This window comes from Helicobacter sp. MIT 03-1614 (assembly GCF_000762925.2).
Taxonomy (GTDB): domain Bacteria; phylum Campylobacterota; class Campylobacteria; order Campylobacterales; family Helicobacteraceae; genus Helicobacter_C; species Helicobacter_C hepaticus.
The window spans coordinates 38,065-64,704 of the sequence record NZ_JRMS02000010.1 but is presented as its reverse complement, the minus strand read 5'-3'; the positions used below and the strand labels follow the sequence as shown (position 1 = coordinate 64,704).

Sequence of the window (26,640 nt, the reverse complement as noted above, 5' to 3'; positions counted from 1 at the left end):
TTAAACTAAGGTTTGGCTACTATTAGAATATTGTAAAATGCCCTATAACGATTGTAGGTTTTTTAGAGTATTTAGCTCTTTTAATCCATTTAAGAATAAGAAGGATATAACACATGGCAAACTTCACAAAACTTAAGAATAGACTCCGCGCTGACTTTACAAAAAATCCTCAAAGCATTGATGTTCCTAACCTTTTATTGCTTCAAAGGAATAGTTATGATGATTTTCTTTGTGTTGATAGCGATAAAGAATCTGGTATTGAGCGAGTGTTTAAGTCTGTTTTCCCTATTCAAGATAGCCAAAATCGTATTACGCTTGAATATGTAAGTTGTAAATTTGGTAAGCCTAAATATACCACGAATGAGGCAATGGTGCGTGGTGTAACATATGCAGTATCATTGCAAATTAAGATTCGTCTCGTGCTTTGGGAAAAAGATGAGAAAACAGGAGAGAGACTAGGCATAAAAGATGCTAAAGAGCAAAACATTTTTGTGCGTGATATTCCCCTTATGACGGATAGAACAAGTTTTATTATTAATGGTGTTGAACGCGTAGTGGTTAATCAGCTTCATCGTAGTCCAGGTGTCATTTTTAAAGAAGAAGAATCAAGTGCTTCATCAAATAAGCTTATTTATACAGGGCAAATTATCCCCGATAGAGGCTCTTGGTTATATTTTGAATATGATTCTAAAGATGTGCTTTATGCACGAATTAATAAGAGACGCAAAGTTCCAGTAACGATTATTTTACGCGCTATGGGATATAGCAAACAAGATATTCTTAAGATTTTTTATCCTTTACAAAGAGTCAAATACAAAAAAGGTAAATATCTTATCCCATTCGATGTAGATAGCATAGGTAATCGCGCTGAATTTGATATTAAAGATGCTAAAGGTAATCTTTTGGTATCATCAGGCAAGAGGCTTTCTACGAAAAAAATTAAAGAGCTTAAAGAGGCAAAAATTGATTTAATTGAGTATCCGCTTGAAAACTTAACAAACAAGTTTCTTGCTGAACCTATAATCAACGCACAAGGTGAAGTGCTTTTTGATACACTTACTCAGCTTGATGAAAGCAAACTCAAAAAATTGCTTGAGCTTAAAATCAATGAATTTGTTATCGCTAATGCGAGTGCAGCTGGTGTGGATAATTCTATTATTAATTCATTTATGGCAGATGCAGAATCGCTTAAAATGCTTCGTCAAAGTGAAAAGATTGATGATGAAAATGAACTTGCTGCGATTAGAATCTATAAAGTTATGCGTCCGGGTGAACCTGTAACAAAAGAGGTCGCAAAGAGTTTTGTAAGACAATTATTTTTTGATCCAGAGCGATATGATTTAACACGTGTTGGTCGTATGAAAATGAATCATAAACTTCAAATTAATGTTCCTGATTATGTTACCGTGCTTACCCACGAGGATATTATTAGGACGATTCAATATTTACTTAAAGTGAAAAATGGTTTAGGCAAAATTGATGATAGAGACCATCTTGGGAATCGTAGAATCCGATCCATAGGCGAGCTTTTGGCAAATGAACTTCATACTGGGCTTGTGAAAATGCAAAAAGCTATCCGTGATAAGCTTACTTCTTTAAGTGGTGCATTTGATACGATAATGCCTCACGACCTTATTAATGGTAAAATGATTACAAGCACAATTATGGAATTTTTTACTGGTGGGCAACTTTCTCAATTTATGGACCAAACTAATCCGCTTTCTGAAGTTACACATAAACGACGACTTTCAGCACTTGGTGAGGGTGGACTCGTGAAAGATAGAGTAGGTTTTGAGGCTCGTGATGTGCATCCTACACATTATGGTAGAATCTGTCCGATTGAAACACCAGAAGGACAAAATATTGGTTTGATTAATACACTCTCAACCTATACGCGCGTGAATGATTTAGGATTTATTGAAGCACCTTATAGAAAAGTTGAAAATGGCATAGTTTCTCAAGAGATAGTTTATCTTACGGCTGCGCAAGAAGAGGGTATCGTTATTGCTCCTGCAAGCACAGCAGTAGATAAAAATGGGCATATTATTGAAGATTTGATTGAAACACGTAAAGATGGCGAAATTATTTTAAGTGAAAAGTCGCGAGTTCAACTCATTGATTTGAGCCCTCGTATGCTTGTTGGTGTAGCAGCTTCACTTATTCCATTCCTTGAGCACGATGATGCTAACCGGGCTCTTATGGGTTCAAATATGCAACGTCAAGCTGTGCCTTTACTTAAACCTGATGCACCTGTAGTTGGAACAGGAATAGAGCAAATTATTGCTCGTGATTCTTGGGAAGCAACAAAAGCTACTCGCAGTGGTGTGGTAGAGAGAGTAGATGCTAAAAATATTTATATTCTTGGCGAAGATGATAATGGTGCATATATTGACCACTATCATCTTGGTAAAAATCTTCGTACAAATCAAAATACTTGCTTCTCTCAACAACCTATTGTGCGACAGGGTGATAGGGTAGAGCAAGGACAAATTATTGCTGATGGTCCAAGTATGGACAATGGTGAATTGGCATTGGGTAAAAACATTCGTGTTGCTTTTATGCCGTGGAATGGTTATAACTTTGAAGATGCAATTGTGGTCAGTGAGAGACTTATTAAAGAAGATGCTTTTACCTCAATTCATATTTATGAAAAAGAAATAGAAGCGCGTGAACTTAAACACGGACTTGAAGAGATTACAGCCGATATTCCAGGCACAAAAGAAGCGGAGACTGCACATCTTGATGAAAGTGGTATCGTGCGAATAGGGACTTATGTAAGTGCAGGTATGATACTTGTGGGAAAAGTCTCTCCTAAGGGAGAGGTAAAACCTACACCAGAAGAGCGTCTTTTACGTGCAATTTTTGGTGAAAAAGCTGGGCACGTAGTAAATAAATCGCTTTATTGTCCACCTTCACTTGAAGGAACGGTGGTAGATGTCAAGATTTTTACGAAAAAAGGCTATGAAAAAGATGCACGTGCAATAAGTGCGTATGAGGAAGAAAAACGCGTGCTTGACATAGAACATCACGATCGCTTAACGATGATTCAGCAAGAAGAGACTTTGCGCATTTCATTAATGCTTTCAAAAGAAAAACTCTTAAGTGAGGTAAAAGTTGCTGATAAAGTGTTTAAAAAAGGTGCACAGATTCCAAAAGAGGAGTTAAGTGTGCTTAATCCATTTATTTTAAGCACTCTAATTAAGCATTATCCTAAAGAGATTCAAACTCGTTATGAACAAATTAAAACAAATTTCTTAGAGCAGAAAAAAACGCTTGGTGAAGAACACGAAGAAAAGCTTTCAATCCTAGAAAAAGATGATATTTTACCAAGTGGAGTTGTCAAGCTTGTCAAAATTTATATTGCCACAAAACGCAAACTTAAAGTAGGTGATAAAATGGCAGGACGACACGGAAATAAAGGCATTGTTTCTAATATAGTGCCTATGGTAGATATGCCTTATACTGCAGATGGAGAGCCTGTAGATATTGTGCTCAATCCTCTGGGTGTTCCTAGTCGTATGAATATTGGGCAGATTCTTGAAGTGCATTTGGGACTTGTAGGTAAGCGTCTTGGGCAACAGATTCAGGAAATTTTATCTTCTCAATCAAAGCAATGGCTTGATACATTACGCACAAAAATGATTGAAATTGCTCAAGTAGTAAATTCTGATGATAAGTCAATGATAGAATTCCTTAAGAATCTTGATAATGAAGCATTGCTTGCATATGCACGAGATTGGAGCAATGGGGTAAAATTTGCCATTCCTGTGTTTGAGGGCATAGAGCAGGAAAAATTTGATAAACTTTTTTCTTTGGTAAAAGTTGATATGGACGGCAAAACAGAGCTTTATGATGGGAAAACAGGTGAAAAAATGCGTGAGCGTGTCAATGTAGGCTATATGTATATGCTTAAACTCCATCATTTAGTTGATGAAAAAGTCCATGCAAGAAGCACAGGACCTTATTCTTTGGTTACACAGCAACCTGTGGGTGGAAAGGCACTTTTTGGCGGACAGCGATTTGGAGAAATGGAAGTATGGGCGCTTGAGGCTTATGGTGCAGCTCATACGCTTAAAGAAATGCTTACGATTAAATCTGATGATACTGAAGGGCGCAGGGGTGCATATAAAGCAATAACAAAAGGTGAGCACGTTGGAGAATCTGAAATTCCAGAAACTTTTTATGTTTTAACTAAAGAGCTTCAATCTCTTGCTCTTGATGTTAATATTTATGGCGATGAGCAAGATGAAAATGGTATGCCTGTGCCTATTGCTATTAAAGAAGATGAGCGTCCAAAAGACTTTAGCTCTTTTCAGCTTGTATTAGCAAGTCCAGAGAAGATTCTCTCTTGGAGTAATGGTGAAGTAAAAAAACCTGAAACAATTAATTATCGCACTTTGAAACCTGAACGCGATGGATTATTCTGCACTAAAATCTTTGGTCCAGTGCGTGATTATGAATGTTTATGCGGTAAGTATAAAAAAATGCGTTATAAAGGTATTGTATGTGAAAAGTGTGGTGTTGAAGTTACAAAAGCAAAAGTGCGCCGCTCAAGAATGGGGCATATTGAGCTTGTTGCACCTGTAGCGCATATTTGGTATGTAAGTTCATTGCCTAGCCGTATCGGGACGTTGTTAGGCGTGAAGATGAAAGATTTAGAACGCGTGTTATATTATGAAGCATATATTGTTAAATCACCCGGTGAAGCATTTTATGATAATGAGGGTTCAAAGCCAATTTTGAAATATGATGTGCTTAATGAGGAACAATTCCAAAGCATTAATCAACGTTTTGAACATACAGGATTTGTTGCCCAAATGGGTGGAGAAGCAATTAAAGAGTTACTTGAAGAGCTTGATTTGATATTGCTTTTAAATACTTTGCGCGAAGAGATTCGCTCTACTAATTCAGAAGCAAAGAAAAAAACTATTGTAAAGCGTCTTAAAGTTGTAGAAAGTTTTATTAATTCAGGTAATCGTCCAGAATGGATGATGCTTACGATTCTTCCTGTATTACCACCAGATTTACGTCCTTTGGTGGCTCTTGATGGAGGGAAGTTTGCTGTGAGCGATGTAAATGACTTATATCGCCGCGTCATTAATCGTAATCAACGTTTAAAACGGCTCATTGAACTTGATTCTCCAGAAATTATTGTGCGTAATGAAAAAAGAATGTTGCAAGAAGCTGTTGATGCACTCTTTGATAATGGAAGAAATGCAAATGCTGTTAAAGGTGCAAATAAACGACCGCTTAAATCTTTATCAGAGATTATTAAAGGGAAACAGGGGAGATTCCGACAGAATCTCCTTGGTAAGCGTGTGGATTTTTCTGGACGAAGTGTTATTGTTGTGGGACCAAATCTTAAAATGGACCAATGTGGATTGCCTAAAAATATGGCTCTTGAGCTCTTTAAGCCACATTTATTTGCTAAACTTGAAGAAAAAGGTTATGCCACTACGCTTAAACAAGCAGTAAAAATGGTAAATCAAAAGACAAATGAAGTATGGGAATGTTTGCAAGAGATTGTTAATGGATACCCTGTGTTGCTTAATCGTGCGCCAACTCTGCATAAACAATCTATCCAAGCTTTCCACCCAAAACTCATTGATGGCAAGGCTATTCAACTCCATCCGCTTGTGTGTTCAGCATTTAATGCAGACTTTGATGGTGACCAAATGGCAGTGCATGTGCCTCTTTCACAAGAAGCGATTGCAGAATGCAAGATTCTTATGCTTAGTTCAATGAATATCTTACTCCCAGCAAGTGGAAAGGCTGTAGCAGTGCCAAGCCAAGATATGGTTTTAGGCTTGTATTATCTCTCACTTGAGAAAAAGGGTGTAAAAGGCGAACATAAGATTCTCGCAAGTATTGATGAAATTGTTATGGCAATTGAAATGGGTGAACTTGATATTAACGCACGTATTAAGACTGTGCATAATCGCCGCGTGATAGATACAACAGCTGGACGTATGATTTTAAGCTCTATTTTGCCTGATTTTGTGCCATTAAATTTGTGGAATCAGACTATGAAGAAAAAGGATATCGGGACATTAATTGATTATGTATATAAAGAGGGTGGGTTAGGTATTACAGCTACTTTCCTTGATAACCTTAAGAATCTTGGCTTTAAATATGCGACAAAAGCCGGTATTTCTATTTCAGCAGCGGATATTATTATCCCCCATAATAAAGCTACTATGATTGATGAGGCGAAAAAAGAAATTAAGAGAATCCAAGGTGAATTTGAACAAGGACTCCTTACTGCGCAAGAGCGATACAATAAGAGTATTGATATTTGGACAGAGACAAGTGAAAAAATGGGTAAATTGATGATGGAAAAAGTCAAAAATGACAAAGAAGGCTTTAATTCTATCTATATGATGGCAGATTCTGGAGCGAGAGGAAGCGAGGCACAGATTCGACAACTTTCTGCTATGAGAGGACTTATGGCAAAACCTGATGGCACGATTATTGAAACGCCTATTACTTCAAACTTTAAAGAAGGTTTGAATGTATTAGAGTATTTTAATTCTACTCACGGCGCACGAAAAGGTTTGGCTGATACTGCCCTTAAAACAGCGAATGCTGGGTATCTTACAAGAAAACTTATCGATGTGAGTCAAAATATGAAAGTTACGATTGAAGATTGTGGCACACACGAGGGTGTAGAGATTACAGACATCACGGTTGGAAGTGATATGATTGAACCGCTTGAAGAACGTGTAGTTGGACGTGTATTAGCACGAGATGTTATTGACCCTATTGCTAATGAGATTCTCTTAAGTGAAGGTGTATTGATTGATAGCACAATGGCAAGACGTATTAAAGAGGCAAACGTCAAATCCGTAATGATACGCACACCCGTAACTTGCAAAGCACAAAAAGGTGTGTGTGCAAAGTGTTATGGGTTAAATCTTGGTGAATCTAAAATGGTCAAACCGGGTGAAGCAGTAGGAGTGCTTGCTGCCCAAAGTATTGGTGAACCTGGGACACAGCTTACACTTAGAACATTCCACGTAGGTGGGACGGCAAGTAGAAGCACTGAAGAAAAGCAGATTGTGGCAAAGAAAGAGGGCTTTATTCGTTATTATAATATTCGCACTTACACTAATAGTAAGGGACAAAAAATTGTAGCAAATCGTAGAAACGCTGCAATTTTAGTTGTTGAACCACGTATTAAAGCAGAGTTTGATGGAGAACTAGAAGTAGAGAATGTCCATGATGAAGTGCATATTACGATTGTGGGTGATAAGAAACGTTCTGAAACATATCGCTTAAGAAAAGATGACGTAGCAAAACAAAATGAACTTGCAGGTGTAGCGGGCAAAATTGAAGGTAAGTTGCTTGTGCCACACGAGAGTGGTTATAAAGTGAAAGCTGGTGGAAGTATCGTTGATACAATTATGGATAGCTGGAATATACCAACGCGGATTCCATATGGAAGTGAATTAAAGGTTGAGGATAATGCGCCTATTTCTCAAAAAATTACTGCCAAAGAAAAGGGTATTGTGAAGTTTTATACGCTTCGTGCAGATACATTAGAACGTAATCATAATGTAAAAGCAGGTATGGTTGTATCTGAAAAGGGTATGTTTGCAGTGATTGCGGATCAAAACGATAGAGAAGCTATCCGCCATTATATTGCTCGGACATCTAAGATTCTTGTTGATGATAATAGTGAAGTAGATATAAATACACTTATTTCTGAACCAACTTCCACAGAACAGATTGTTGTTGCAGAATGGGACGCTTATAGTGAACCAATTATTGCTGACCAAGCGGGAATTGTATCTTTTAGGGATATTATTGCTGGGCTTACTGTGAGTGAGCAAGAAGATGAAAATACACATCAGAAAAATTTTGTCATTAATGAGTATGTTCCTGCAGGCTATAAACCAATGCTTGTTGTTACTACTAAAGATGGTAAGGAAATAAGTTATCGCTTAGAATCCCGCACTTCTATTGCTGTAAATGATGGCGATAAAGTTGAAATAGCTGATATTATCGCTAAAGTGCCAAAAGCATTGGCAAAGTCTAAGGATATTACGGGTGGTCTCCCACGTGTTACAGAACTTTTTGAAGCAAGAAAACCAAAAGACACCGCTATTCTTTCAGAACTTGATGGAACAGTAAGCTTTGGTAAACCTATACGCGGTAAAGAGCGCATTATTATTACTGCAGCTGATGGTAGGGTTGCAGAATATGCAGTAGATAAAAATAAGAAGATTCTCGTGCATGAACAAGAATTTATCCACGCAGGTGAGGCAATGACTGATGGTGTAATATCAAGCCACGATATTTTGCGTATTAGTGGTGAAAAAGAGCTTCATAAATATATTGTGAGTGAAGTGCAGCAAGTATATCGACGGCAAGGTGTGAGCATTGCCGATAAACATATTGAAATCATTGTTTCTCAGATGTTGCGTCAAGTAAAAATTGTTGATAGTGGTAACACGAAGTTTATTGAAGGTGATTTAGCAAGCAAGCGACATTTTAAGGAAGAAAATGAAAGAATCTTAAGTATCGGTGGAGAGCCTGCAGTGGCTGAGCCTGTATTATTAGGTATCACTCGTGCAGCTATTGGAAGTGATTCTATTATTTCAGCTGCGTCATTCCAAGAGACTACAAAAGTGCTTACCGAAGCAAGTATTGCAGCTAAAAAAGATACGCTTGATGATCTCAAGGAAAATGTTGTGCTTGGGCGTATGATACCTGTGGGAACGGGCTTATACAAAAATAAGAAGTTCCATTATAGGTGTGAAAAACAAGAAGAATACGAGGAAGATGAGGAAGAATAGATAAATTTCTTCATCTCTAAGAGAAATAAAAGTTTTTGTTGGGTAAAATCCCTGCATTTTTTATTTTTAATTTTGCATAAAGGAAGCATCAGTGCCAACCATAAATCAGCTTATTAGAAAAGAAAGAAAGAAAGTTATCCGCAAGACAAAGTCTCCTGCATTATTGGAATGCCCACAAAGGAGAGGAGTATGCACACGTGTTTATACTACGACACCTAAGAAACCAAATTCGGCATTAAGAAAAGTTGCCAAAGTGAAACTCACTTCTAAGGTAGAGGTTATTAGCTATATTCCGGGTGAAGGACATAATCTCCAAGAGCACTCCATTGTGCTTGTAAGAGGCGGACGTGTAAAAGATTTGCCCGGGGTGAAATATCATATTATCCGTGGTGCATTAGATACTGCAGGTGTTGCAAAAAGAAATGTTTCGCGCAGTAAGTATGGTGCTAAAAAAGCCAAAGCCGGTGGCGATAAAAAATAATTTAAGGATAAGAGAATGAGAAGAAGAAAAGCTCCTGTAAGAGAAGTTTTGGGCGACCCGATTTATAATAACAAGGTAGTAACAAAATTCATTAATAAAATGATGCTTGATGGTAAAAAAAGTGTGAGTGAAAAGATAATTTATGCTGCATTTGATAAAATTGAAGAAAAAAGTGGTGAAAAAGGTATAGAAGTATTTGAGAAAGCACTTGAACGTGTTAAGCCTCTTGTGGAAGTAAGAAGTCGCCGTGTAGGTGGAGCAACATATCAAGTTCCTGTTGAAGTGCGTCCAGCTCGTCAGCAATCCCTCTCTATTCGTTGGTTACTTGAGGCTACGCGCAAGAGAAATGAGCGTACAATGATTGAACGTTTAGCAAGTGAGCTTGTAGATGCTGCAAATGAAAGAGGAGCAGCTTTTAAGAAAAAAGAAGATGTGCATAAAATGGCTGAAGCAAATAAAGCTTTTGCACACTATCGTTGGTAGCACAAAGGAAGTATAATGGCAAGAAAGACCCCTTTAGTAAGGATTAGAAATATCGGTATTGCTGCACATATTGATGCAGGAAAAACGACAACTTCAGAGAGAATTTTATTTTATACGGGCGTGAGCCACAAGATTGGTGAAGTCCATGATGGTGCAGCAACTATGGATTGGATGGAGCAAGAAAAAGAGCGTGGGATTACGATTACCTCTGCCACTACAACTTGTTTTTGGAGAGATTATCAAATCAATCTTATTGACACACCCGGACACGTTGATTTTACCATTGAAGTAGAGCGTTCTATGCGTGTGCTTGATGGAGCTATTGCTGTATTTTGTTCTGTAGGAGGCGTGCAACCCCAAAGTGAAACCGTATGGAGACAAGCCAATAAATATGGTGTGCCTCGTATGGTTTTTGTCAATAAAATGGATAGAATCGGTGCCAATTTTTATAGTGTTGAAAGTCAAATTAAACAGCGTTTGAAAGCTAATCCTGTGCCTATTAATATCCCTATTGGGGCAGAGGAAAATTTTAAAGGCGTTATTGATTTAGTGCAAATGAAAGCAATTGTTTGGAATGATGAGTCAATGGGCGCTAAATATGATGTAGAGGAGATTCCATCAGAATTGGTTGAGAAAGCTAATGAATACCGAGAAAAGCTTCTTGAAGCTGCAGCAGAACAAGATGAAGCCTTAATGGAGAAATATCTTGGTGGTGAAGAATTGAGTATTGAGGATATTAAAAAAGGCATAAAAATTGGTTGTTTAAATATGAGTCTTATCCCTATGCTTTGTGGTTCAAGCTTTAAAAATAAAGGAGTGCAAACACTTCTTGATGCAGTGGTGGATTATCTCCCTGCTCCTACAGAAGTGGCTGAAATTAAAGGTATTGATCCTAAAAATGAATCTGAATTAAGTGTAGAATCTAGCGATAATGGTGCATTTGCAGGATTAGCTTTTAAGATTATGACTGACCCATTTGTAGGGCAACTTACTTTTGTGCGTGCATATCGTGGTAAATTAGAATCTGGAAGCTATGTACTTAATTCAACAAAAGGTAAAAAAGAGCGTGTAGGACGACTTTTAAAAATGCACTCCAATAAGCGTGAGGATATTAAAGAAATTTATGCGGGCGAGATTTGTGCATTTGTGGGCTTGAAAGATACGGTTACGGGTGATACGCTTTGTGATGAAAAAGTGCCTGTGATTTTAGAACGTATGGATTTCCCAGAGCCTGTGATTCAAATTGCAGTAGAACCAAAAACAAAAGCCGACCAAGAAAAAATGTCTATTGCACTTAGCAAGCTTGCTGAAGAAGATCCAAGCTTTAGAGTGAGTACGCACGAGGAGACAGGGCAGACTCTTATTGGTGGTATGGGTGAACTTCATTTAGAAATTATTGTTGATAGACTAAAACGTGAGTTTAAGGTAGAAGCAGAAGTGGGTGAGCCGCAAGTTGCTTTTAGAGAAACTATCCGAACTGCGGTTGAACAAGAATGTAAATATGCTAAACAATCAGGTGGGCGTGGGCAGTATGGACACGTGCATATTAGACTTGAACCAAAAGAAGCAGGCACAGGTTATGAATTTGTTAATAACATTAGTGGTGGAGTTATTCCAAAAGAATATATTCCAGCTGTTGATAAGGGCATTCAAGAAGCAATGCAAAATGGTGTGCTTGCAGGATATCCCGTAGTAGATTTTAAAATAACACTTTATGATGGAAGTTATCATGATGTGGATTCATCTGAAATGGCGTTTAAAATCGCCGGTTCTATGGCATTTAAAGACGCTTGTCGCAAGGCAAACGCAGTGCTATTGGAACCTATGATGAAGGTTGAGGTGGAGGTCCCTGAAGAGTATATGGGTGATGTCATAGGAGATTTAAACAGAAGGCGAGGGCAAATCAACTCAATGGACGATCGTATGGGATTAAAGATTGTAAATGCTTTTGTTCCTCTAGCTGAAATGTTTGGTTATTCTACTGACTTGCGCTCAGCTACACAGGGTAGAGGCACATATACAATGGAATTTGACCACTATGGTGAAGTGCCAAGTAATGTTGCCAAAGAAATTATGGAAAAACGAAAGGGGTAATCCATGAAAAAGTTAATTTTTGTGTTAGGTTTAGGTTTAGTGTTTGTAGCTTGTGGAGATAATGTAAAAGATAATGAAAGCGCAGAAACTCCTACGCATACAACAGATACAACAGAAGCAATTGAATCTCCTGCAAATGAAACTGCACCAGCAGTAGAATCTCAAGCAGATGAAATGAAAAATGAAGATGATTCTCAAACACAAGTAGCTCCAGAATCTGAGATTACTACAGAATCTGCTGATTCGCAACCTCAAGATGATGCTGCAAAAGAAGAGAGTGCAGCTCAATAAAAGAAGTCTCTTCCGCTAGCCTCTCCTTAAGAGAGGCAATAGATAAGGAAAAATTATGAATAGATTTCTTCTTTTTTGTATATTCCCTTTGTTATTTATCGCTTGTTTTGATGATAAAAAACGAGATTCTAAACACACTCCTGTATCTCAAGTAAAACAATCTGATATGTCTCCAAATAAGAATGCTTTAGAAAATGTAAAAAGTAATGCTTCTTTACCTGATGCTCAAGTGCTTTATGGTAAATGTGCTGCGTGCCACGGCAAAGATGGTAAGAGTGTTGCACCGGGAAGTGTAGGTAATGTCCTTATTGCTTCACTTAATAAGGCACAGGTAAGAGAATCTCTGAAAGGATTCCGTGAGCAGACATTGAGCAAGGGTGGCAATTCTATTATTATGTATATGCAGACAAAGAACCTAAGCGATGAAGATATTGAGGCATTAGCAAATTATATTGATGCGTTTTAGAATCTAAATGATAGAATTTTATTAGATTCTATCAAGCTCATATTTAATCGGTAATTCAATTTTGGTAGTTGAGCTTAGAGTAGGAAAATCGCTTTGAGCTTTTTTTATGGCATTGACTGCAGCTGTATTAAATAATTCATATTGATTTGCTTTGATAACGCGTATATTTGATACTTTGCCATCTTTATGAATAATAAATTCTACGATTACCTCTCCTTCCAATCCTCTTTTTCTTGCCATAGTAGGATATTTACTTTTTCGGTCAATAGCACTTTTAATTTTTGAGAACAAATCATCCTCGCTCCCATTTTTATATGAAAGCGTTTGTATTATCTCGCCTTCTTCTGTCTTTTCGTTAGGCTTAGCTTTAGGGGCTTTATTTATGGGAGATTCTTCCTCTTTTTTTGCAAGTTTGCCTTGTTCTTTAATAATTTCTTTATGCTGATGTTTTGTTTTATGTACTAAAGGTTTGGGCTTAGGATTTTCTACTTCTTCTTGAGAAGGAGTTTGAAAAGTTGCTAGAGTAAGGGTTGTGATATTGTCTCCGTTTTGTTGAAAATCAACATTGTGAAAATGCTCGTATAGGCTTATTGCAAATGCAAAATGTAATACAAAACTGAGCACAAATCCTACTTTGCTGGGTGTAAAGAAAGTATGCTGATTATTTTTTTGATGAGCTGTGTGATTTATGCTTAGCCTTTGCATATGACATAGATTACTTGGTTTTTGTTGAAATTCCGAAGTTTTCATGCCCTTTCTCCTTTAAAATATCTATGATTTGAATAAAAGTTTCAAATTTTGCATTTTTATCACTTTTGAGTTGAATAAGTGTTTTGTTATCAACATTGGCAATCTCAGCCTTAAGAGATTCCATATCGGTAGCTTTATCATTGAAATAAATAATATTCTGCTCATCAATAGTAATTATACTTGGTTTCTCGTGTTTTTCTTGTTGATTTTGGCTCGCATAGGGAAGTTCTACTTTAATTTGCCCTTGAGCTATAAAAGTAGATACACTTAGTACAATAGCCAAAAGGACAAGCATTACATCAATGAAAGGGACAATATTCAAGCCATCTTTTTTTGGGATTCTCATATTTATCTCTCGTTGATGTCTTTTTTACTGAGTTTATAGCGATTAAGTTGCACGTCCATTTTACGCACAAAGCAATTATATACAATTAAAGTAGGGATAGCTACCACCAAGCCAAGAGCAGTAGCTTTAAGAGCAGTAGATAAGCCAATCATAATGCTTTGGGCGTCCATACCACCGCTCATACCCATATCATAAAAGGTAATCATAATCCCAATAACTGTGCCTAAAAGCCCCACATAGGGTGCATTAGAATAGATGATATAAAGAGCAGTAAGATTTTTACTTAATACTTCTTCTAATATTTCCTCATTTTGATAATCATTAAGATTTATACGCATATAAAAAATGAGCCTCTCACAGCTAAACCACACGCTTAAAAAACTCATAAAACCAAGAATTGCAAAAATAATATAATCAATATAATCTTTGAGAAATTCCATAAATATACTCCAAAAGAGGTTAAGGTATTTAATTGCTGCATATTATAAAAATCATTCTTAAGATAAGATTATACTTCCTTTTAATTTTACTTAAATTCATACTTCAGCCTTTTTACGCTACAATTTTTTAAGTTTATTAAAAGGAGACATAATGAAGTCTAGTATTATCCGATTTAGTGTATCTCTCCCGCAGAATCTCCTTGAAACTCTTGATGAGCGTCTTACTCATAAGGGATATTCTTCACGTTCTGAAATTGTGCGAGATATGATACGCGAAAAGCTTAATGAGGAAATATGGAGTAGTGGTGCTGAAAATACGCAAGGTGTAGCAGTTTTGACGATTATTTATGATCACCATCAGCGTGAGCTTAATCAGCGTATGATTGATATTCAGCATACAAGCACACATAAGGGCAATGTTGAGATTCTCTGCAATACGCACGTGCATTTAGACCAACATAATTGCCTTGAAACAATTATCTTACGTGGTAATGGAGTGCATATTGAGGATTTAAGTATTGAAATTGGCGGACTTAAAGGTGTAAAATTTTCTAAATTGACGCGTGCAAGCCGATTTGAGTAATATTATAGCACTTTATGGTGGCAGTTTTGACCCACTTCATTATGCTCATATGGAGATTATTCGCCTCTTGCGTGAAAATCTTCTATATAAGCGGATTATCCTTATGCCAAATTATCGTAATCCGCTCAAAAACTCCTCTTTTTTTACACCATTGCAACGATTGCAAATGTGCAAAATCCTCGCTGATGAGATGAATAATGCTAAGTCTTGCAATCAAAAGATTCCATATATATCAGTCAGTGATTATGAAGTGTGCCAAAATCGGAGTGTATTTAGCGTGCAGAGCGCAGCTTTTATTAAAGAACAAATAACAAAGCAAGATACCAATGCCCAACTTGTTTTTGTGTTAGGAGAAGATAGTTTTAATAATCTTAAGCAGTGGAAAGATGTAGAAAAATTATGCAAAATGGTAGATTTTGTGCTTATAAAGCGCGAAATTTCCCAAAAAGATTCTCAAATATCACCACATATTGTGCCTTATGCGCACGTTATTAAATGTTTAGATTTACCTCCTAGTGTAGCGCATTTTTCCTCAAGCTCTGTGCGCTCTTTGCTTCAAAAAGGGCAAATAGATGAAGCTTTAAACCTTGTTCCTGTATGCTTACATACTTTTATCAAGGCAAACTTTAGGCTATAATAAGCCTTTATTTTATACAAGGAGATTGCTTGCAAGAAAAACATATAAATGAAAGGATTGAGCGTATTACCACACTTTTAGCAGATAAGAAAGGTGAGGATATTGAAGTATTTGATTTATGTGATAAGGATTATATTGTAGATAAAGTCATCATTGTGAGTGCGATGATAGGGAAGCATTCTTTTGCTTTACTTGATTATCTTAAAAGTGAGCTAAAGCCTCAAGGGGAAGTATTTTATGCTACCGAAGAAGAGAGTGAAGATTGGGTAATTGCCGATTTGGGAGATATTATGATTCATATTTTCACACCTAATCATCGCAAAAAATTTAATTTAGAAGAATTTTTACATTCAATTATTATCAAAAAATAACAATGTTTTTAAGATTGACTCTTTCTAGCGTGTTTTTTGTTTGTGCCTTTGGTGCGGATATTCTCATTCCCTTACAAGATGAGGTATTTAAAAATGATTTTAAGATTCAAAGCTTCCAAAAGGATTCTTCTTTAGCATCTAATGCCTTAGAATATATGCAAAATAAGCAAAGTCCCATTACTCAAAGCCTCTCATTACATTATCTTAACGCGTATATGCGTCATCACTCCTTTGCAATAAGTGTAAATGGAGTGGGTGTAGAGTATCATAGAATCTTAGCTAATAATGAGCAAAGTGATGTACTTTTTTCTGTGCAGACAAATTTTACAAAAGCCTCACTTAAGACAGAATCTTTCTATTCTAATAACACACAAGATTCTATCTCTATTGCACCTGATGCAAGTTTTCAAATTGGCATATTAGCACAACTTGATGTTTTGTTTGCACAAAGTGAAAGAGGCTATCATTGGTTAGGTTTTGAGTTTGGATACTCCTTTGCTTTACCTGCACATCTTGCAGGAGGTGTTGAGGGCATAGAGTTTGATGAGCAAAGTATGCTTTTAAATGTTGATTATGGATATAGTTTTAACTTTGGTAAGTATGCCTTGCTGCCTTTTTTGCGCTTAGAGAGTTATGCGTTTTTCCCAACCAAAGAAATGGCAAAAAATCGTGATTTTATTGATGGGGGATTTAATATGCTTGTAGGGATAAAAAATATTTGGGATACGCGCTATTTTGAGGCTGCGTTGAGTTTTGGTGCGTTGAGTGATTTAAATTTATCAAGTTCTGGTGTTGGTGTGTTGGCAAATGGTGCGATAGTCTATGATAGGTTGGGTATGAGCAATGGTATCTTTAGCGAGATAAGTATTGGTATCTTAGAACATAAGAACTTTCATTTATTAGCAAAATCAAATTTTTCCTATATGCTTTCATATTATGAGCTAAATTGGCAAAATAGCCTAAGCGCAATGTTTAGATTCTAAGTTGATTGGTAAGAGGGAGTTAAAAAATGAATGAGCAAATGCAGATAAAAACTCATTGACTTCTATAAGAAGTTAATATAGAATCTTAGAATTTATTTACTAAGGAGACAAGTATGAAAGATGTTCTATTACTCCAAGCAAGATACAACAAAATGGCTGATACGCAGATGTTTGCAGTGTTAAAAAATATGGCAACAGAGGATTTGTATAAGGATTGTGGTTTATATTATGGGAGCATTATGCAGACTGCTGCACATAGCTTGTGTGGAAGTATGGGATTATTTTTGGGCAAACTGAGTGCTTTTGTGGAAAGCAAACCCACTCATTTACAAGAAATTCTTGGATATTTGAAAGCAGATTTTAGTCTTGATGAAAAAATATTTCAAGATATTCAAAGCTTTTCTGCACTCCAAGAGCGTGTAGATGAAGCGATGATTGAGCTTATTAATAATATGAGTAATTTTGATAAAAGCGAAACTTTGACATTGGGTGAAAACTTTACAATTGTAAAGAGCAGAGCGCACTTAATCTTAGCTTTATTAAATCACGCTTTACACCACAGAGGACAGATTGCAGGCGCACTTGATATACTTGGAGTGAGTAATGACTTTGGTGGTATGCTAGATTTATCTTAAAGTTCAAATACATTAAGGAATTTTTGCGCTCTTTGACTTTTGGGTGCGCTAAAAAACTCTTGTGGTGTAGATTCCTCAATAAGTTTACCCTCATCAAAAAAGCAGATTCTATCTGCAACTTTTTGAGCAAAGCGCATTTCGTGTGTTACGATAAGCATCGTCATACCTTCATTTGCAAGCTCTAGTATCACTTCTAGCACTTCTTTTACCATTTCAGGGTCAAGTGAAGCAGTTACTTCATCAAAAAGCATAATTTCTGGATTCATACAGAGTGCGCGCACGATTGCTACACGTTGTTTTTGTCCTCCGCTTAGCTCTTTGGGTGAGGCTTGTATTTTGTGTCCAAGCCCTACGCGTTCTAAAAGGGTTTGTGCTTGCGCTATTACTTCGTTTTTATTGCGTTTTTGCACTTTTGTGGGACCGAGCAAAACATTCTCCATTACACTCATATGGGGGAATAAATCATAACTTTGGAACACCATACCAATGCGTTGGCGGATTTTACTCCATTTTGCCTTTGGGTGATTAATTATTTCATTGCTCAAACTGATTTCTCCGCCTTGTGTGGATTCTAATCCATTGATACAGCGTAAAAATGTGCTTTTGCCACAGCCACTAGGTCCTAAAATTACAATGACTTCACCCTTTTGCACTTGCATAGAAATATCATTAAGCACAAAATGTGTGCCATCATAAGTTTTTTTGAGATGAGATATGCTCAAAAGTGGCGTGTCTAGTGTTGATTTCATTGATATTTTTTCTCCAAAATTTTACTTAAATATGAAAGAGGATAGCACAGGATAAAATATGTGCAGAAAATCCCTCCATATACCCAAAAACTCGCATTTGGATTGGATTTGTTGAGTTCTATAATTTGCTGCCCGACTTTAAGCAAATCTACAGCTCCAAGCAATGCTACAAGCGAAGTTGTCTTAATCATACGAGTAGAAAGGGAAATGATTGAGGGCAAAAGGCGACGGAGTGCTTGAGGCAAGATAATATAGCACATAATTTGCCATTGTTGTAATCCAAGTGCCTTACCACTTTCACTTTGATGTTTGGGGAGTGAGGTAATTGCTCCACGCACCAAATCTCCCACTTCAGCTACACCCCATAGGCTAAAGACGATAATCGCGCTTGTTATCGCACTAAGATTAATATCAAATTGCTGCGAAATACCAAAAAATACGATAAAAAGCCAAGCAAGAATGGGAATAATGCGCACACATTCAAGATAGAATCTGCATATTCCGCGTATAATGAGGCTTTTTAAAGTCATTACAAAACCCAAAATAAGTCCGCCAAATGTGGCAAGGACAATGGAAATAAAGGCAATCTCAAGCGTGAGAAGCACCCCTTGTAAGAGCCGAGCAAAATTTGAGCCAATAAAAAATATTTCCATTACAACACTCGCTTTTTATAGAATCGCTCAAGGAGTGAAAAGACCAAAGAGAGAGGGAGAAGCACGATGAGGTAGCTTAAGACAAGAAGAGTTAAGGCTTCATTTGTTTTATAATAATGCGTGATAATATCTTTGGTTACAAACATAATATCTGCTAAAGCGATGACGCTTACAACAGAAGTTTCTTTCAAAAGAAAAATGACATTTGCTCCCACAGAGGGTAAAGCAACACTAAGAGATTGAGGGAGGATAATATAAAACATCATTTGATGAGATTGTAATCCTATGCTTTGTGCGCTTTCAATCTGTGAGCTAGAGATAGATTCTAATCCTGTGCGGAAGCTCTCACACATATATCCACCACCTAAAAATGCTAAGCCTGTGATAGCACAGACATATTCATTGAGATTTATGCCTATAATGCTATGTAGCCCATAGTAGAGAAAAAAGAGTTGGATAAGTAAGGGTGTGTTACGCGCTAATTCTACATAGATTGCTACAATAGGGCTTAGAAAGCGGACTTTTAAAAACAAAATCCACGCACTTATGAAACCAATGATAAGTGAAAGTAAAATGCCAAAAAAGGAGATATATAAAGTCAAAGAGAGGGCTTTGGCAAACATCGGCACACATTGGCGCATAAAGTCAAAATCTAGCATATTCTCCCTTTGATATTTTAAAGCGACATTATATAGATAATTATTAAATTCGCAGACGAGTTTATTACAAACAAAGCTTCAAGGTGATATACTCGGCTATTCAATCCAATAATGTTTAAGAGGGGTATGGGTAAAAATGTGCGAACAGTCCTAGTTTTTATATGTATTGCTTTATTTTGGATAAGCTCTCTTGGAATCTTATTTGCTGCTGCAATAGATTCAAGCAAAGGATTTTTGTATTGGTTCTTAAAAGATTTTCTCTTTCAATTCTTATCACTTGTTGGTTTTTTAGGAGCGTTCAGTTTATTTTTAGCACGATTTTATAGAAATATCCATATTGAATATTTTATGTTTTGCTTTTTTGGACTTTCTTGTTGGTTCTTTCTTGGCATTACTTCCCAAATGCTGGGCTTTGATAAAGCACACCCCAAAGCTGAAGTTAGAACATTTGATTGGCTGGTTTTTCATTATTGTATCAATGCTATTTTTTGTTCTCTGTCAGTTTTAGGCATTTATGCTCTTTTTGCCAAATATAAAAAAATCGCTACTCTATGTTTTGCAAGTGCAATGTTGCATTTTTGTTTAATATTTTTTTTGATGTATGGATTTATAAATTGGGGAGAGCCTATGGAGGAATATAAAGCAGGGAAAATATCAAAGAATGAAAAATACAAATGAAAATGCACAATACAAAAAAGTGCCTAAACCTCAAATACAAAAAATACACCTCACTCACCCATTTGCTCCTGTGTTTGATACCTATTCGCGTGTATTGATTTTGGGTTCATTTCCCTCTGTGATTTCACGCGATGAGCAATTTTATTATGCGCATTCGCACAATCGTTTTTGGCGCATTCTTGCTACACTTTTTGCTCCTGAAATTGACATAAGAGCGCAAGATAGAGATGCCAAAAAACAATTTTTACTCACACATCATATTGCCCTGTGGGATATTGTGTGCGAGTGTGATATTTGTAATTCTAGTGATAGCACTTTGAGTAATGCTAAGCCTAATGATATATCAGTGATACTCTCAAGTGCGAAAATCAATGCTATTTTTTGCAATGGACGCAAGGCGTATGAGCTTTTTATACGATTTTTTGGCTCACAAATGTGTGAAACACAGGAAATAAAAGTATTTTTACTTCCTTCATCAAGTCCAGCAAATGCACGATATAGTCTTGAAAAACTTGTAGATTCGTGGCGTGTTGTGCTCAATTATGTATAGAATCTAAAAATATAGCCTTACGCCTAGCATTGAAGTGGGTTGCAAGGAATGGGACATATCATTTTTGAGAATCTGTGCTCTTGCAAGTAAGGCAAGATTTTGTTTGAGATTAATGCTTAAAGTGCTATCAAGGGATTGACTAAAATGAGTGAGTGTGTAGGATTTGAATTTATATTCAAATGTGACTTTGAGGCGATTATTATCTGATAAGATAATTCCAAGCACTTGATTGAGGGTAAAATCAGAGCGATTAAATTTATCAAGAAAAAAAGTCGGCTCAAGCAAATAATATCCGTATCCAAGATTCCAAAAATTAAGAGACAAACCTCCTCCAAGTGCTGCAAAATAATGCAAAGAGTTATCATAAAAACTCCGATTGAATCCGGTTTCAAGCCGATAAGAAAAGGGCTTGAAAAACTTACTTATCGGAGCGATTGAAGCAACTGAAAGGATATTAAGTTCATAGAGTTTTACTCTAGATTCTTTTATATTTGTGTCATAATATGCAAGAGTGCGCATAAATTCAATTTGTGCACCTTTAAGGTAGCCTTTGTCATTATCAGTTAGGTCGTGATAAGCGATTCTAAAATCAAGTGCGGGGTGCAACCCTTGTTTATTGCCAAAAAGCAAAGGAGTGATTCTAAGGCTTTGATTTCCTTCAAGCGGATTAGAGGGTGTGGGTAAAAGAGGTGGTTTGCTTGCACCAAGAGTGGAGCGCGTGGAGGCGAGATTATGAGCAATTTGCGTGTATTGCTCTTTATCAAGTTTGCCCTTAAGAAAGCGATATTCACTTAGTTCAAGGGCAGATTCTAAAATATATTGTTTATTTTGAATGTTTAATTTGGGGTTATCTAAAATATCTTTTGGCTCTTTTGTGCCTTTGGCAAGTGATTTAGCAAGTGAGACTTGTGCATTGTTCATTACTTTTTCATAAGAAAGAAGTTTAGCTCGTTTGCTTGGGCGATAAGCAATATGAGTAATGAGATTGGCTTCTTGCAAGGCAAAGAGCGTTTCAGGGGGATTGACTTGATAGATGAATTTATGACGCAAAGCAAGACTTGGACGCGCCACTTCAAGCAACCATAAGATATTATACGAGCAATTACGATGAAAAAAATAATACCAGCTATATGCGTCAGTTAGCTCCCAAATGTGATTATAAAGCTGTGTGATTTCCTCTTGTGTGAGATTTAGTTCATACTCCCACATATCGCGAGATTCTGTATTGGAGTATTCTTTAATTTTATCATAATAGGGCAAAATAGAATAGCTCCCTGTATATAATCCAAAAAGTCCATTGAAGGCAAAGCTTATGGCATTGGTTTGGCTTGGGTCAGCATCGGCTTGATAGTTAATCGCAAATGCAAGAAGTCGGGATTGAAAAGTAGAATCTAAGAGTAAAAATGTATGCCCAAACATTGAGGCAGGAGAGTTAATATGAGCTGAAGGGAAGATAATACTTGCCTTTGTAGGTGCGATGTAATCACGCATTGTTTGAAATTCAGCACAATTCACTTGAGGAAGTGATGTAAAAGAAAGATGTTTTTGTAAAAAAGCAAATCGTGCAGGGAATCGACACAGGGCGTGATAATCTTGAGCTGCGATTGAGCGCGTGGGAAGCTTGATGCTATTTTCTTTAAAAAAACGAATCTCCTTTTCTCGTTTTTGTAAAATTTCTTGTGGAATCTGCACAGATTCTATGGGTTGATAAAATGCACGAATAGTGGCTTCAAGCTCATCTTGAGCGAGATTCTTTGAGGGTAGGGGTGTAATAAAAAAATAAGGTGAGATAATTTCACTTGTTTTTTTATCAATATGCAAAAGGTCTTTCCATTCCTTAGAATGTGCAAGGTTGAGGGATTTGGCTTTTTCAATAAGATTATCAATATAAACATTTTGAGATTCTAATGTAGATATTACGTGAGTAGATGAAAGAGTATCTGCTATAAGCGTATGTATAGAGCATATACAAGCATAAGAGATGAGAATAAAAAACCGCCTAAAAATATGAATCCTTATGCATCACTCATAATTCCCCGCACACTTTTTGTGCTATGGGGAATATTTTTAAAGAGTAGCAGCTCCATCAAGCACGTCTGCACTTTGAGCATCTTTGCTTGCGTAGAGTTTGTTATAATTATCTTGGAGCGCTATTTTAAAAGCATCTTTATCGGCTACATTTAATAGTTCTACAAGCGTATCAAGGTGTTCACCTCTGCCTTGAGCAATCTCTTGAGAAAGAGCGTCCATATTTGCAGCTACAAATTCTTGTGTGCGGCTATCCATAGCGATTTTGCCAGATTTACAACCTGAAGTTCCAGAAGTAATACCAAAAGTTTGAGTTCCTGTTGAGCCATTTGTTGTTATTTGAAATAAATTCCAAATAAGACCTTGTTTGTCAATAAGATATGAACCAAGTCCGCACCCTGTATTGCTGTTCGCTGCAGCAAAAGCACCGCTTACTAAACTTGCACTAAGAGCTACGCTCATAAAAACTTTTTTCATTGTTTGTCCTTTTGTAAAGATTGTTTCATTGAAACGAGTTATTCTATACCTATAAACATTAAATTATGTTGAATAACAAGCATATTTAATAGGGTATTAAAATAGTTTTAATCACAAAATCGTTTAAGAATTTCACTATAAGATTCTATGCGTCTATCGCGTAAAAATGGCCACATACGGCGCACCTCTTCACTTCTTTGTAAATCAATTTCTACTAAAATAATTTCTTCTTTATTCTCACTTCCTTGTGCCAAAAGCTCACCTTGTGCACCAAATACAAAGCTTGAACCCCAAAATCGTATGCCATTCCCTACCTTACTGCTATCAGATTCAAAACCCACGCGGTTAATTGCCATTGTAGGTAATCCATTCGCAACACTATGTCCTCTTTGCACGGCTATCCACGCTTCTTTTTGGCGTGTTTTCTCCTCTAAAGTATCCTCATCAAACCACCCAATAGCAGTAGGATAAATAAGCATTTGCGCTCCCTTTAGTGCCATAATACGTGCTGCTTCGGGATACCATTGGTCCCAGCAAATAAGCACACCAAGTTTCCCTAAACTTGTAGATATGGGCTCAAATCCTAAATCACCGGGTGTGAAGTAGAATTTCTCATAAAATTGTGGGTCATCAGGAATGTGCATTTTGCGGTATTTTCCAGCTATAGAGCCATCAATATCAAAAACAACAGCGGTATTATGATATAGCCCTGCAGCACGTTTTTCAAAAAGTGAAGTAATAAGCACGATTTTATGCTTTTTAGCTAATGCGCTAAAATATGCCACATCTTTATCAAAATCCATTGCATAATCAAAAAATTGTGGATTCTCACTTTGACAAAAATATTCGTGTGTATGAAGCTCTTGTAATGCTACAAGTTGTGCGTTAGAATGTGCCGCTTTAGCAATCATTGCAGCACTTGATTCTATCATTGCCTCTTTATTTCCTTTGTAGGCTTGCTGCACAAGTGCTACACGGATCATAGAGGGCATTTTCATTAAAAATCCCTATTCATCATATTCGCTATCGGGGCTTTGATAATCGTCATCATCATACGCATTGTATGAATAATCATCATCATAATCTTCAAAATCCTCACTATCAATGTTTTCATAGTCATTGTATTCATCGTATTCGTTCATTTAATGCTCCTTAATTATATCTTGGATAATTTCACTTGCAATAATGAGTCCAAAGCTAGCCGTAACTCCACTGAAGCTACCTAATGGACAGCATTTTGCACCCTCTGAGCTAAATATTACCTTAATAGCCTTTTGAATATTTGCTTTTCTTAAGTGAGTGCGCAATTTTCGCGCAAATTTATCGCCGTGACTTTTCCATACATTATTTACTCTTATAAAAAGAGGATTAACTCTTTTTGCACTTCCTGTGGCAATGATATATTTTCCATAAGGCTTATTTGAGGCAATTTTAGCAATTTCTACTTTTGCAATAATCTCATCAATAGCATCAACAATATAATCAAATTCCATTATATCAAATCGCTCTAAAAATGCTGCATCTACACGTTCTTGAATGGGGGTGATGCCTTGATAAAGGCGCGCAAATACTTCCACTTTTGGCTCATTTATATGCTCTGAACCGATTTGGCGGTTTTGATTTGTAATATCAAAGCAATCTTTATCTACAATTGTGATATTTTGCAATCCACTTCTATATAAACAATCCACTACAAAACCCCCCACACCACCTACACCAAAGACAACTACTTTTGTGTTTTGTATGCGCTCAAAGTTTTCGCCAAAAATAATGCGCGAACGCGTGTATCTATCAATTATTGTATTTTCATCAACAAGTTCATTCATAATTGTATCCATTCGCAAAGAGATGAACTATCCTCATAGCTTGTCATATCAAGCTTAATAGGTGTGATAGAGACATAATGTTCGTGCGTTGCTTTAAAGTCAGAACCATAACTATGAGACATATCACTACGTTCTTCCCATTCTAAAGGGTGTAGCCCCAGCCAATAATATTCTTGTCCTCGTGGATTGCGGTGTAAATGTGCATTATCAGCGTAGATTCTATAACCCATTTGCGTGATTTTGTAACCTTTGCATTCTTTAGGCTTAATGTGAGGGATATTGATATTAAGAAATTTGCGCTCTCCCAAAGGGAATCCTTTGGCAAAAATAAGTTGAGTGATTTTATAAATACATTCTTTGGCAAGGGAAAAGTCAAAATGTTTTGAGCAATTTTTATCTGGCATAAGCTGTGAAATAGCAATAGAAGGCACACCTTGTATGCACCCTTCCATAGCGCCTGCAGCTGTTCCTGAATAAGTAATATCTTCTCCCATATTTGAGCCAAGATTAATGCCCGAAATAACTAAATCGGGTTTGCACGATGCTTTATAAAGCGTATTGAGTGCAAGATACACACAATCACTGGGCGTGCCATCTTCAAGTTTATAAAAATCATCATCAAGCTGCACAAAACTAAGTGGGCGCGTGAGTGTTAGTCCGTGCCCACACGCTGATTTTTCACTTGCTGGAGCGACAACCATCACGTGTGCTATATCTTTGAGGGCATCTTTGAGTGCAAGAAGACCGCTTGAGTCAAAGCCATCATCATTGGTAAGGAGAATGCGCTTCATTCAATATCCTTGAAATAATCTTGCAAAAGAGTAGTCAAATGAACATAAATGGCTTCATCAAATGTTTGGAGTTCTTTTTGAATCTGCTCTTTCATACGAGTAAATTCCACTTTTGCACCTTCTAAGCCAAGTAGATTCACATAACTATTTTTATGTATATCATTGTGTGTCGTTTTACCTGCTTGTTGTGCATCAAAACAGGCATCAATAAGGTCATCACGCAGCTGAAAATATATGCCAAGCTTTAGCCCAAACTCATAAATTGATGAAGCAAAATGTGCTTTTGCATTTGAAATAATAGCACCAAATTGCAAAGAAGTAGCAATGAGTTTAGCAGTTTTGTTTGTGTGTATAATTTGAAGTTCTTGTAATGAAAGTTTTTTATCCTCAAAAGCACAATCAAGCATTTGTCCAAGCACCATACCACCAATACCAGCATTGAGTGCAAGAGAATGGATAAGCTCTAAGCGCACTTGCGCGTCAAGTCGTGCTTGAGAAAGCAAAGCAAAAGCATAGGTGTTTAGTCCATCACCTACTAAAAGCGCAAGTGTTTCGTCATATTTTGTGTGCAATGTAGCGTGTCCACGCCTTAAAGGTGCATTATCCATACAAGGCAAATCATCGTGTATAAGCGAATAAGTATGGATACATTCAATGCTTAGAGCAGGTAAAAAAGCATTTTTAATCAGTTGAGGAGCAAGAGCATTAACTACACAAAATACAAGTGCAGGGCGGAATCTTTTGCCACCATTTTTCATCATTTCCCACACAGCTTGTTCATAATGTGGGTGAAAACTTGGAATCCGAGGCGCTTGATTGATAAGAAAGGATTCAAAATCATTAAGAATCTGTGAAATACTCATACTCGCTC

26 protein-coding genes are annotated in these 26,640 nt (G+C 36.8%); 13 read left to right on the top strand and 13 right to left on the bottom strand.

What is annotated here, in order from left to right; genetic code table 11:
- The first annotated feature begins 113 nt into the window (after positions 1–113).
- The 6 genes from LS66_RS08035 to LS66_RS08010 all read left to right on the top strand — a co-directional run bounded on the left by LS66_RS08035 (position 114) and on the right by LS66_RS08010 (position 12,613).
- Entirely contained in the window at positions 114–8,798 is an 8,685-nt protein-coding gene (locus tag LS66_RS08035; RefSeq protein WP_034366632.1) for a DNA-directed RNA polymerase subunit beta/beta', read from the top strand.
- A gap of 91 nt (positions 8,799–8,889) precedes the next feature.
- The gene (gene rpsL / locus LS66_RS08030) at positions 8,890–9,279 is read left to right on the top strand and encodes a 30S ribosomal protein S12 (RefSeq protein ID WP_011115203.1); all 390 of its coding nucleotides are present in this window, start codon (positions 8,890–8,892) and stop codon (positions 9,277–9,279) included.
- 15 nt (positions 9,280–9,294) lie between these two features.
- Positions 9,295–9,762 carry a 30S ribosomal protein S7 gene (gene rpsG, locus LS66_RS08025; RefSeq protein WP_011115202.1) on the top strand — a complete coding sequence of 156 codons (468 nt, stop codon included), beginning with the start codon at positions 9,295–9,297 and terminating at the stop codon, positions 9,760–9,762.
- Positions 9,763–9,777: 15 nt separating this feature from the next.
- A complete protein-coding gene (gene fusA, locus LS66_RS08020) occupies positions 9,778–11,856 on the top strand; it encodes an elongation factor G (RefSeq protein WP_034366629.1) in 2,079 nt (692 codons plus the stop codon).
- A gap of 3 nt (positions 11,857–11,859) precedes the next feature.
- On the top strand, positions 11,860–12,147 hold the full coding sequence (locus LS66_RS08015) for a hypothetical protein (protein WP_034366627.1): 288 nt from the start codon (positions 11,860–11,862) through the stop codon (positions 12,145–12,147).
- Positions 12,148–12,202: 55 nt separating this feature from the next.
- Positions 12,203–12,613 (top strand): c-type cytochrome, encoded by a 411-nt coding sequence (locus LS66_RS08010; RefSeq protein ID WP_081947948.1) that lies wholly within the window; start codon positions 12,203–12,205, stop codon positions 12,611–12,613.
- Between the two features lie 21 nt (positions 12,614–12,634).
- Here the strand turns inward: LS66_RS08010 and LS66_RS08005 are convergent, their stop codons facing one another.
- From LS66_RS08005 to exbB, 3 genes are read right to left on the bottom strand one after another with little or no spacing between them, the layout of a single operon-like run.
- Complete coding sequence (locus LS66_RS08005; protein ID WP_236097010.1) at positions 12,635–13,363, bottom strand: energy transducer TonB; 729 nt, start codon at positions 13,361–13,363, stop codon at positions 12,635–12,637.
- Positions 13,329–13,709 carry a TonB system transport protein ExbD gene (gene exbD, locus LS66_RS08000; RefSeq protein ID WP_034366626.1) on the bottom strand — a complete coding sequence of 127 codons (381 nt, stop codon included), beginning with the start codon at positions 13,707–13,709 and terminating at the stop codon, positions 13,329–13,331. The genes LS66_RS08005 and exbD overlap by 35 nt, the downstream gene beginning before the upstream one ends.
- A 2-nt stretch (positions 13,710–13,711) precedes the next feature.
- Entirely contained in the window at positions 13,712–14,149 is a 438-nt protein-coding gene (gene exbB / locus LS66_RS07995) for a TonB-system energizer ExbB (protein ID WP_011115196.1), read from the bottom strand.
- A 151-nt stretch (positions 14,150–14,300) separates the two neighbouring features.
- Between exbB and nikR the strand changes: the two genes are divergently transcribed.
- From nikR to LS66_RS07970, 5 genes are all read left to right on the top strand, one after another.
- Positions 14,301–14,732: a nickel-responsive transcriptional regulator NikR gene (gene nikR / locus LS66_RS07990; RefSeq protein WP_011115195.1), complete on the top strand. Its 432-nt coding sequence runs from the start codon at positions 14,301–14,303 to the stop codon at positions 14,730–14,732.
- Entirely contained in the window at positions 14,725–15,369 is a 645-nt protein-coding gene (locus LS66_RS07985; RefSeq protein WP_052057370.1) for a nicotinate-nicotinamide nucleotide adenylyltransferase, read from the top strand. Before nikR ends, LS66_RS07985 begins: the two co-directional genes overlap by 8 nt.
- 29 nt (positions 15,370–15,398) lie before the next feature.
- Positions 15,399–15,740, top strand: a complete 342-nt coding sequence (gene rsfS, locus LS66_RS07980) for a ribosome silencing factor (RefSeq protein WP_236097009.1) — start codon at positions 15,399–15,401, stop codon at positions 15,738–15,740.
- Positions 15,741–15,742: 2 nt separating this feature from the next.
- Entirely contained in the window at positions 15,743–16,723 is a 981-nt protein-coding gene (locus LS66_RS07975) for a hypothetical protein (RefSeq protein WP_034366621.1), read from the top strand.
- 113 nt (positions 16,724–16,836) lie between these two features.
- The gene (locus LS66_RS07970; RefSeq protein ID WP_034366619.1) at positions 16,837–17,358 is read left to right on the top strand and encodes a DinB family protein; all 522 of its coding nucleotides are present in this window, start codon (positions 16,837–16,839) and stop codon (positions 17,356–17,358) included.
- Here the strand turns inward: LS66_RS07970 and LS66_RS07965 are convergent.
- Genes LS66_RS07965 through LS66_RS07955 form a run of 3 tightly spaced genes read right to left on the bottom strand, consistent with a single transcriptional unit; the run spans position 17,355 to position 19,419 of the window.
- Positions 17,355–18,107, bottom strand: coding sequence for an amino acid ABC transporter ATP-binding protein (locus LS66_RS07965; protein WP_034366618.1), 753 nt, complete (start codon positions 18,105–18,107; stop codon positions 17,355–17,357). The two genes, LS66_RS07970 and LS66_RS07965, sit on opposite strands and share 4 nt — an antisense overlap.
- Positions 18,104–18,760, bottom strand: coding sequence for an amino acid ABC transporter permease (locus LS66_RS07960; RefSeq protein WP_034366617.1), 657 nt, complete (start codon positions 18,758–18,760; stop codon positions 18,104–18,106). Before LS66_RS07960 ends, LS66_RS07965 begins: the two co-directional genes overlap by 4 nt.
- Complete coding sequence (locus tag LS66_RS07955) at positions 18,760–19,419, bottom strand: amino acid ABC transporter permease (protein ID WP_034366615.1); 660 nt, start codon at positions 19,417–19,419, stop codon at positions 18,760–18,762. The genes LS66_RS07960 and LS66_RS07955 overlap by 1 nt, the downstream gene beginning before the upstream one ends.
- A gap of 138 nt (positions 19,420–19,557) precedes the next feature.
- Between LS66_RS07955 and LS66_RS07950 the strand changes: the two genes are divergently transcribed.
- Both LS66_RS07950 and LS66_RS07945 read left to right on the top strand, forming a co-directional pair.
- A complete protein-coding gene (locus tag LS66_RS07950; RefSeq protein WP_138092022.1) occupies positions 19,558–20,097 on the top strand; it encodes a hypothetical protein in 540 nt (179 codons plus the stop codon).
- Positions 20,081–20,647: a DNA-deoxyinosine glycosylase gene (locus LS66_RS07945; protein ID WP_052057368.1), complete on the top strand. Its 567-nt coding sequence runs from the start codon at positions 20,081–20,083 to the stop codon at positions 20,645–20,647. The genes LS66_RS07950 and LS66_RS07945 overlap by 17 nt, the downstream gene beginning before the upstream one ends.
- Positions 20,648–20,650: 3 nt before the next feature.
- Here the strand turns inward: LS66_RS07945 and LS66_RS07940 are convergent, their stop codons facing one another.
- The 7 genes from LS66_RS07940 to LS66_RS07915 form a co-directional block, all read right to left on the bottom strand.
- Positions 20,651–22,468 carry a DUF4105 domain-containing protein gene (locus tag LS66_RS07940; RefSeq protein ID WP_034366611.1) on the bottom strand — a complete coding sequence of 606 codons (1,818 nt, stop codon included), beginning with the start codon at positions 22,466–22,468 and terminating at the stop codon, positions 20,651–20,653.
- Positions 22,469–22,714: 246 nt separating this feature from the next.
- A complete protein-coding gene (locus LS66_RS07935; protein ID WP_011115182.1) occupies positions 22,715–23,152 on the bottom strand; it encodes a DUF3015 family protein in 438 nt (145 codons plus the stop codon).
- 107 nt (positions 23,153–23,259) lie between these two features.
- Positions 23,260–24,150, bottom strand: coding sequence for a carbon-nitrogen hydrolase (locus LS66_RS07930; protein WP_011115181.1), 891 nt, complete (start codon positions 24,148–24,150; stop codon positions 23,260–23,262).
- Positions 24,151–24,159: 9 nt separating this feature from the next.
- Positions 24,160–24,294 (bottom strand): hypothetical protein, encoded by a 135-nt coding sequence (locus tag LS66_RS10410; protein ID WP_011115180.1) that lies wholly within the window; start codon positions 24,292–24,294, stop codon positions 24,160–24,162.
- Positions 24,295–24,978, bottom strand: coding sequence for a ThiF family adenylyltransferase (locus LS66_RS07925; protein WP_138092019.1), 684 nt, complete (start codon positions 24,976–24,978; stop codon positions 24,295–24,297). It abuts the gene before it with no gap.
- A complete protein-coding gene (gene surE / locus LS66_RS07920) occupies positions 24,975–25,769 on the bottom strand; it encodes a 5'/3'-nucleotidase SurE (RefSeq protein ID WP_034368316.1) in 795 nt (264 codons plus the stop codon). The genes LS66_RS07925 and surE overlap by 4 nt, the downstream gene beginning before the upstream one ends.
- Entirely contained in the window at positions 25,766–26,632 is an 867-nt protein-coding gene (locus tag LS66_RS07915) for a polyprenyl synthetase family protein (protein WP_034368319.1), read from the bottom strand. Before LS66_RS07915 ends, surE begins: the two co-directional genes overlap by 4 nt.
- Between the last annotated feature and the right edge of the window lie 8 nt (positions 26,633–26,640).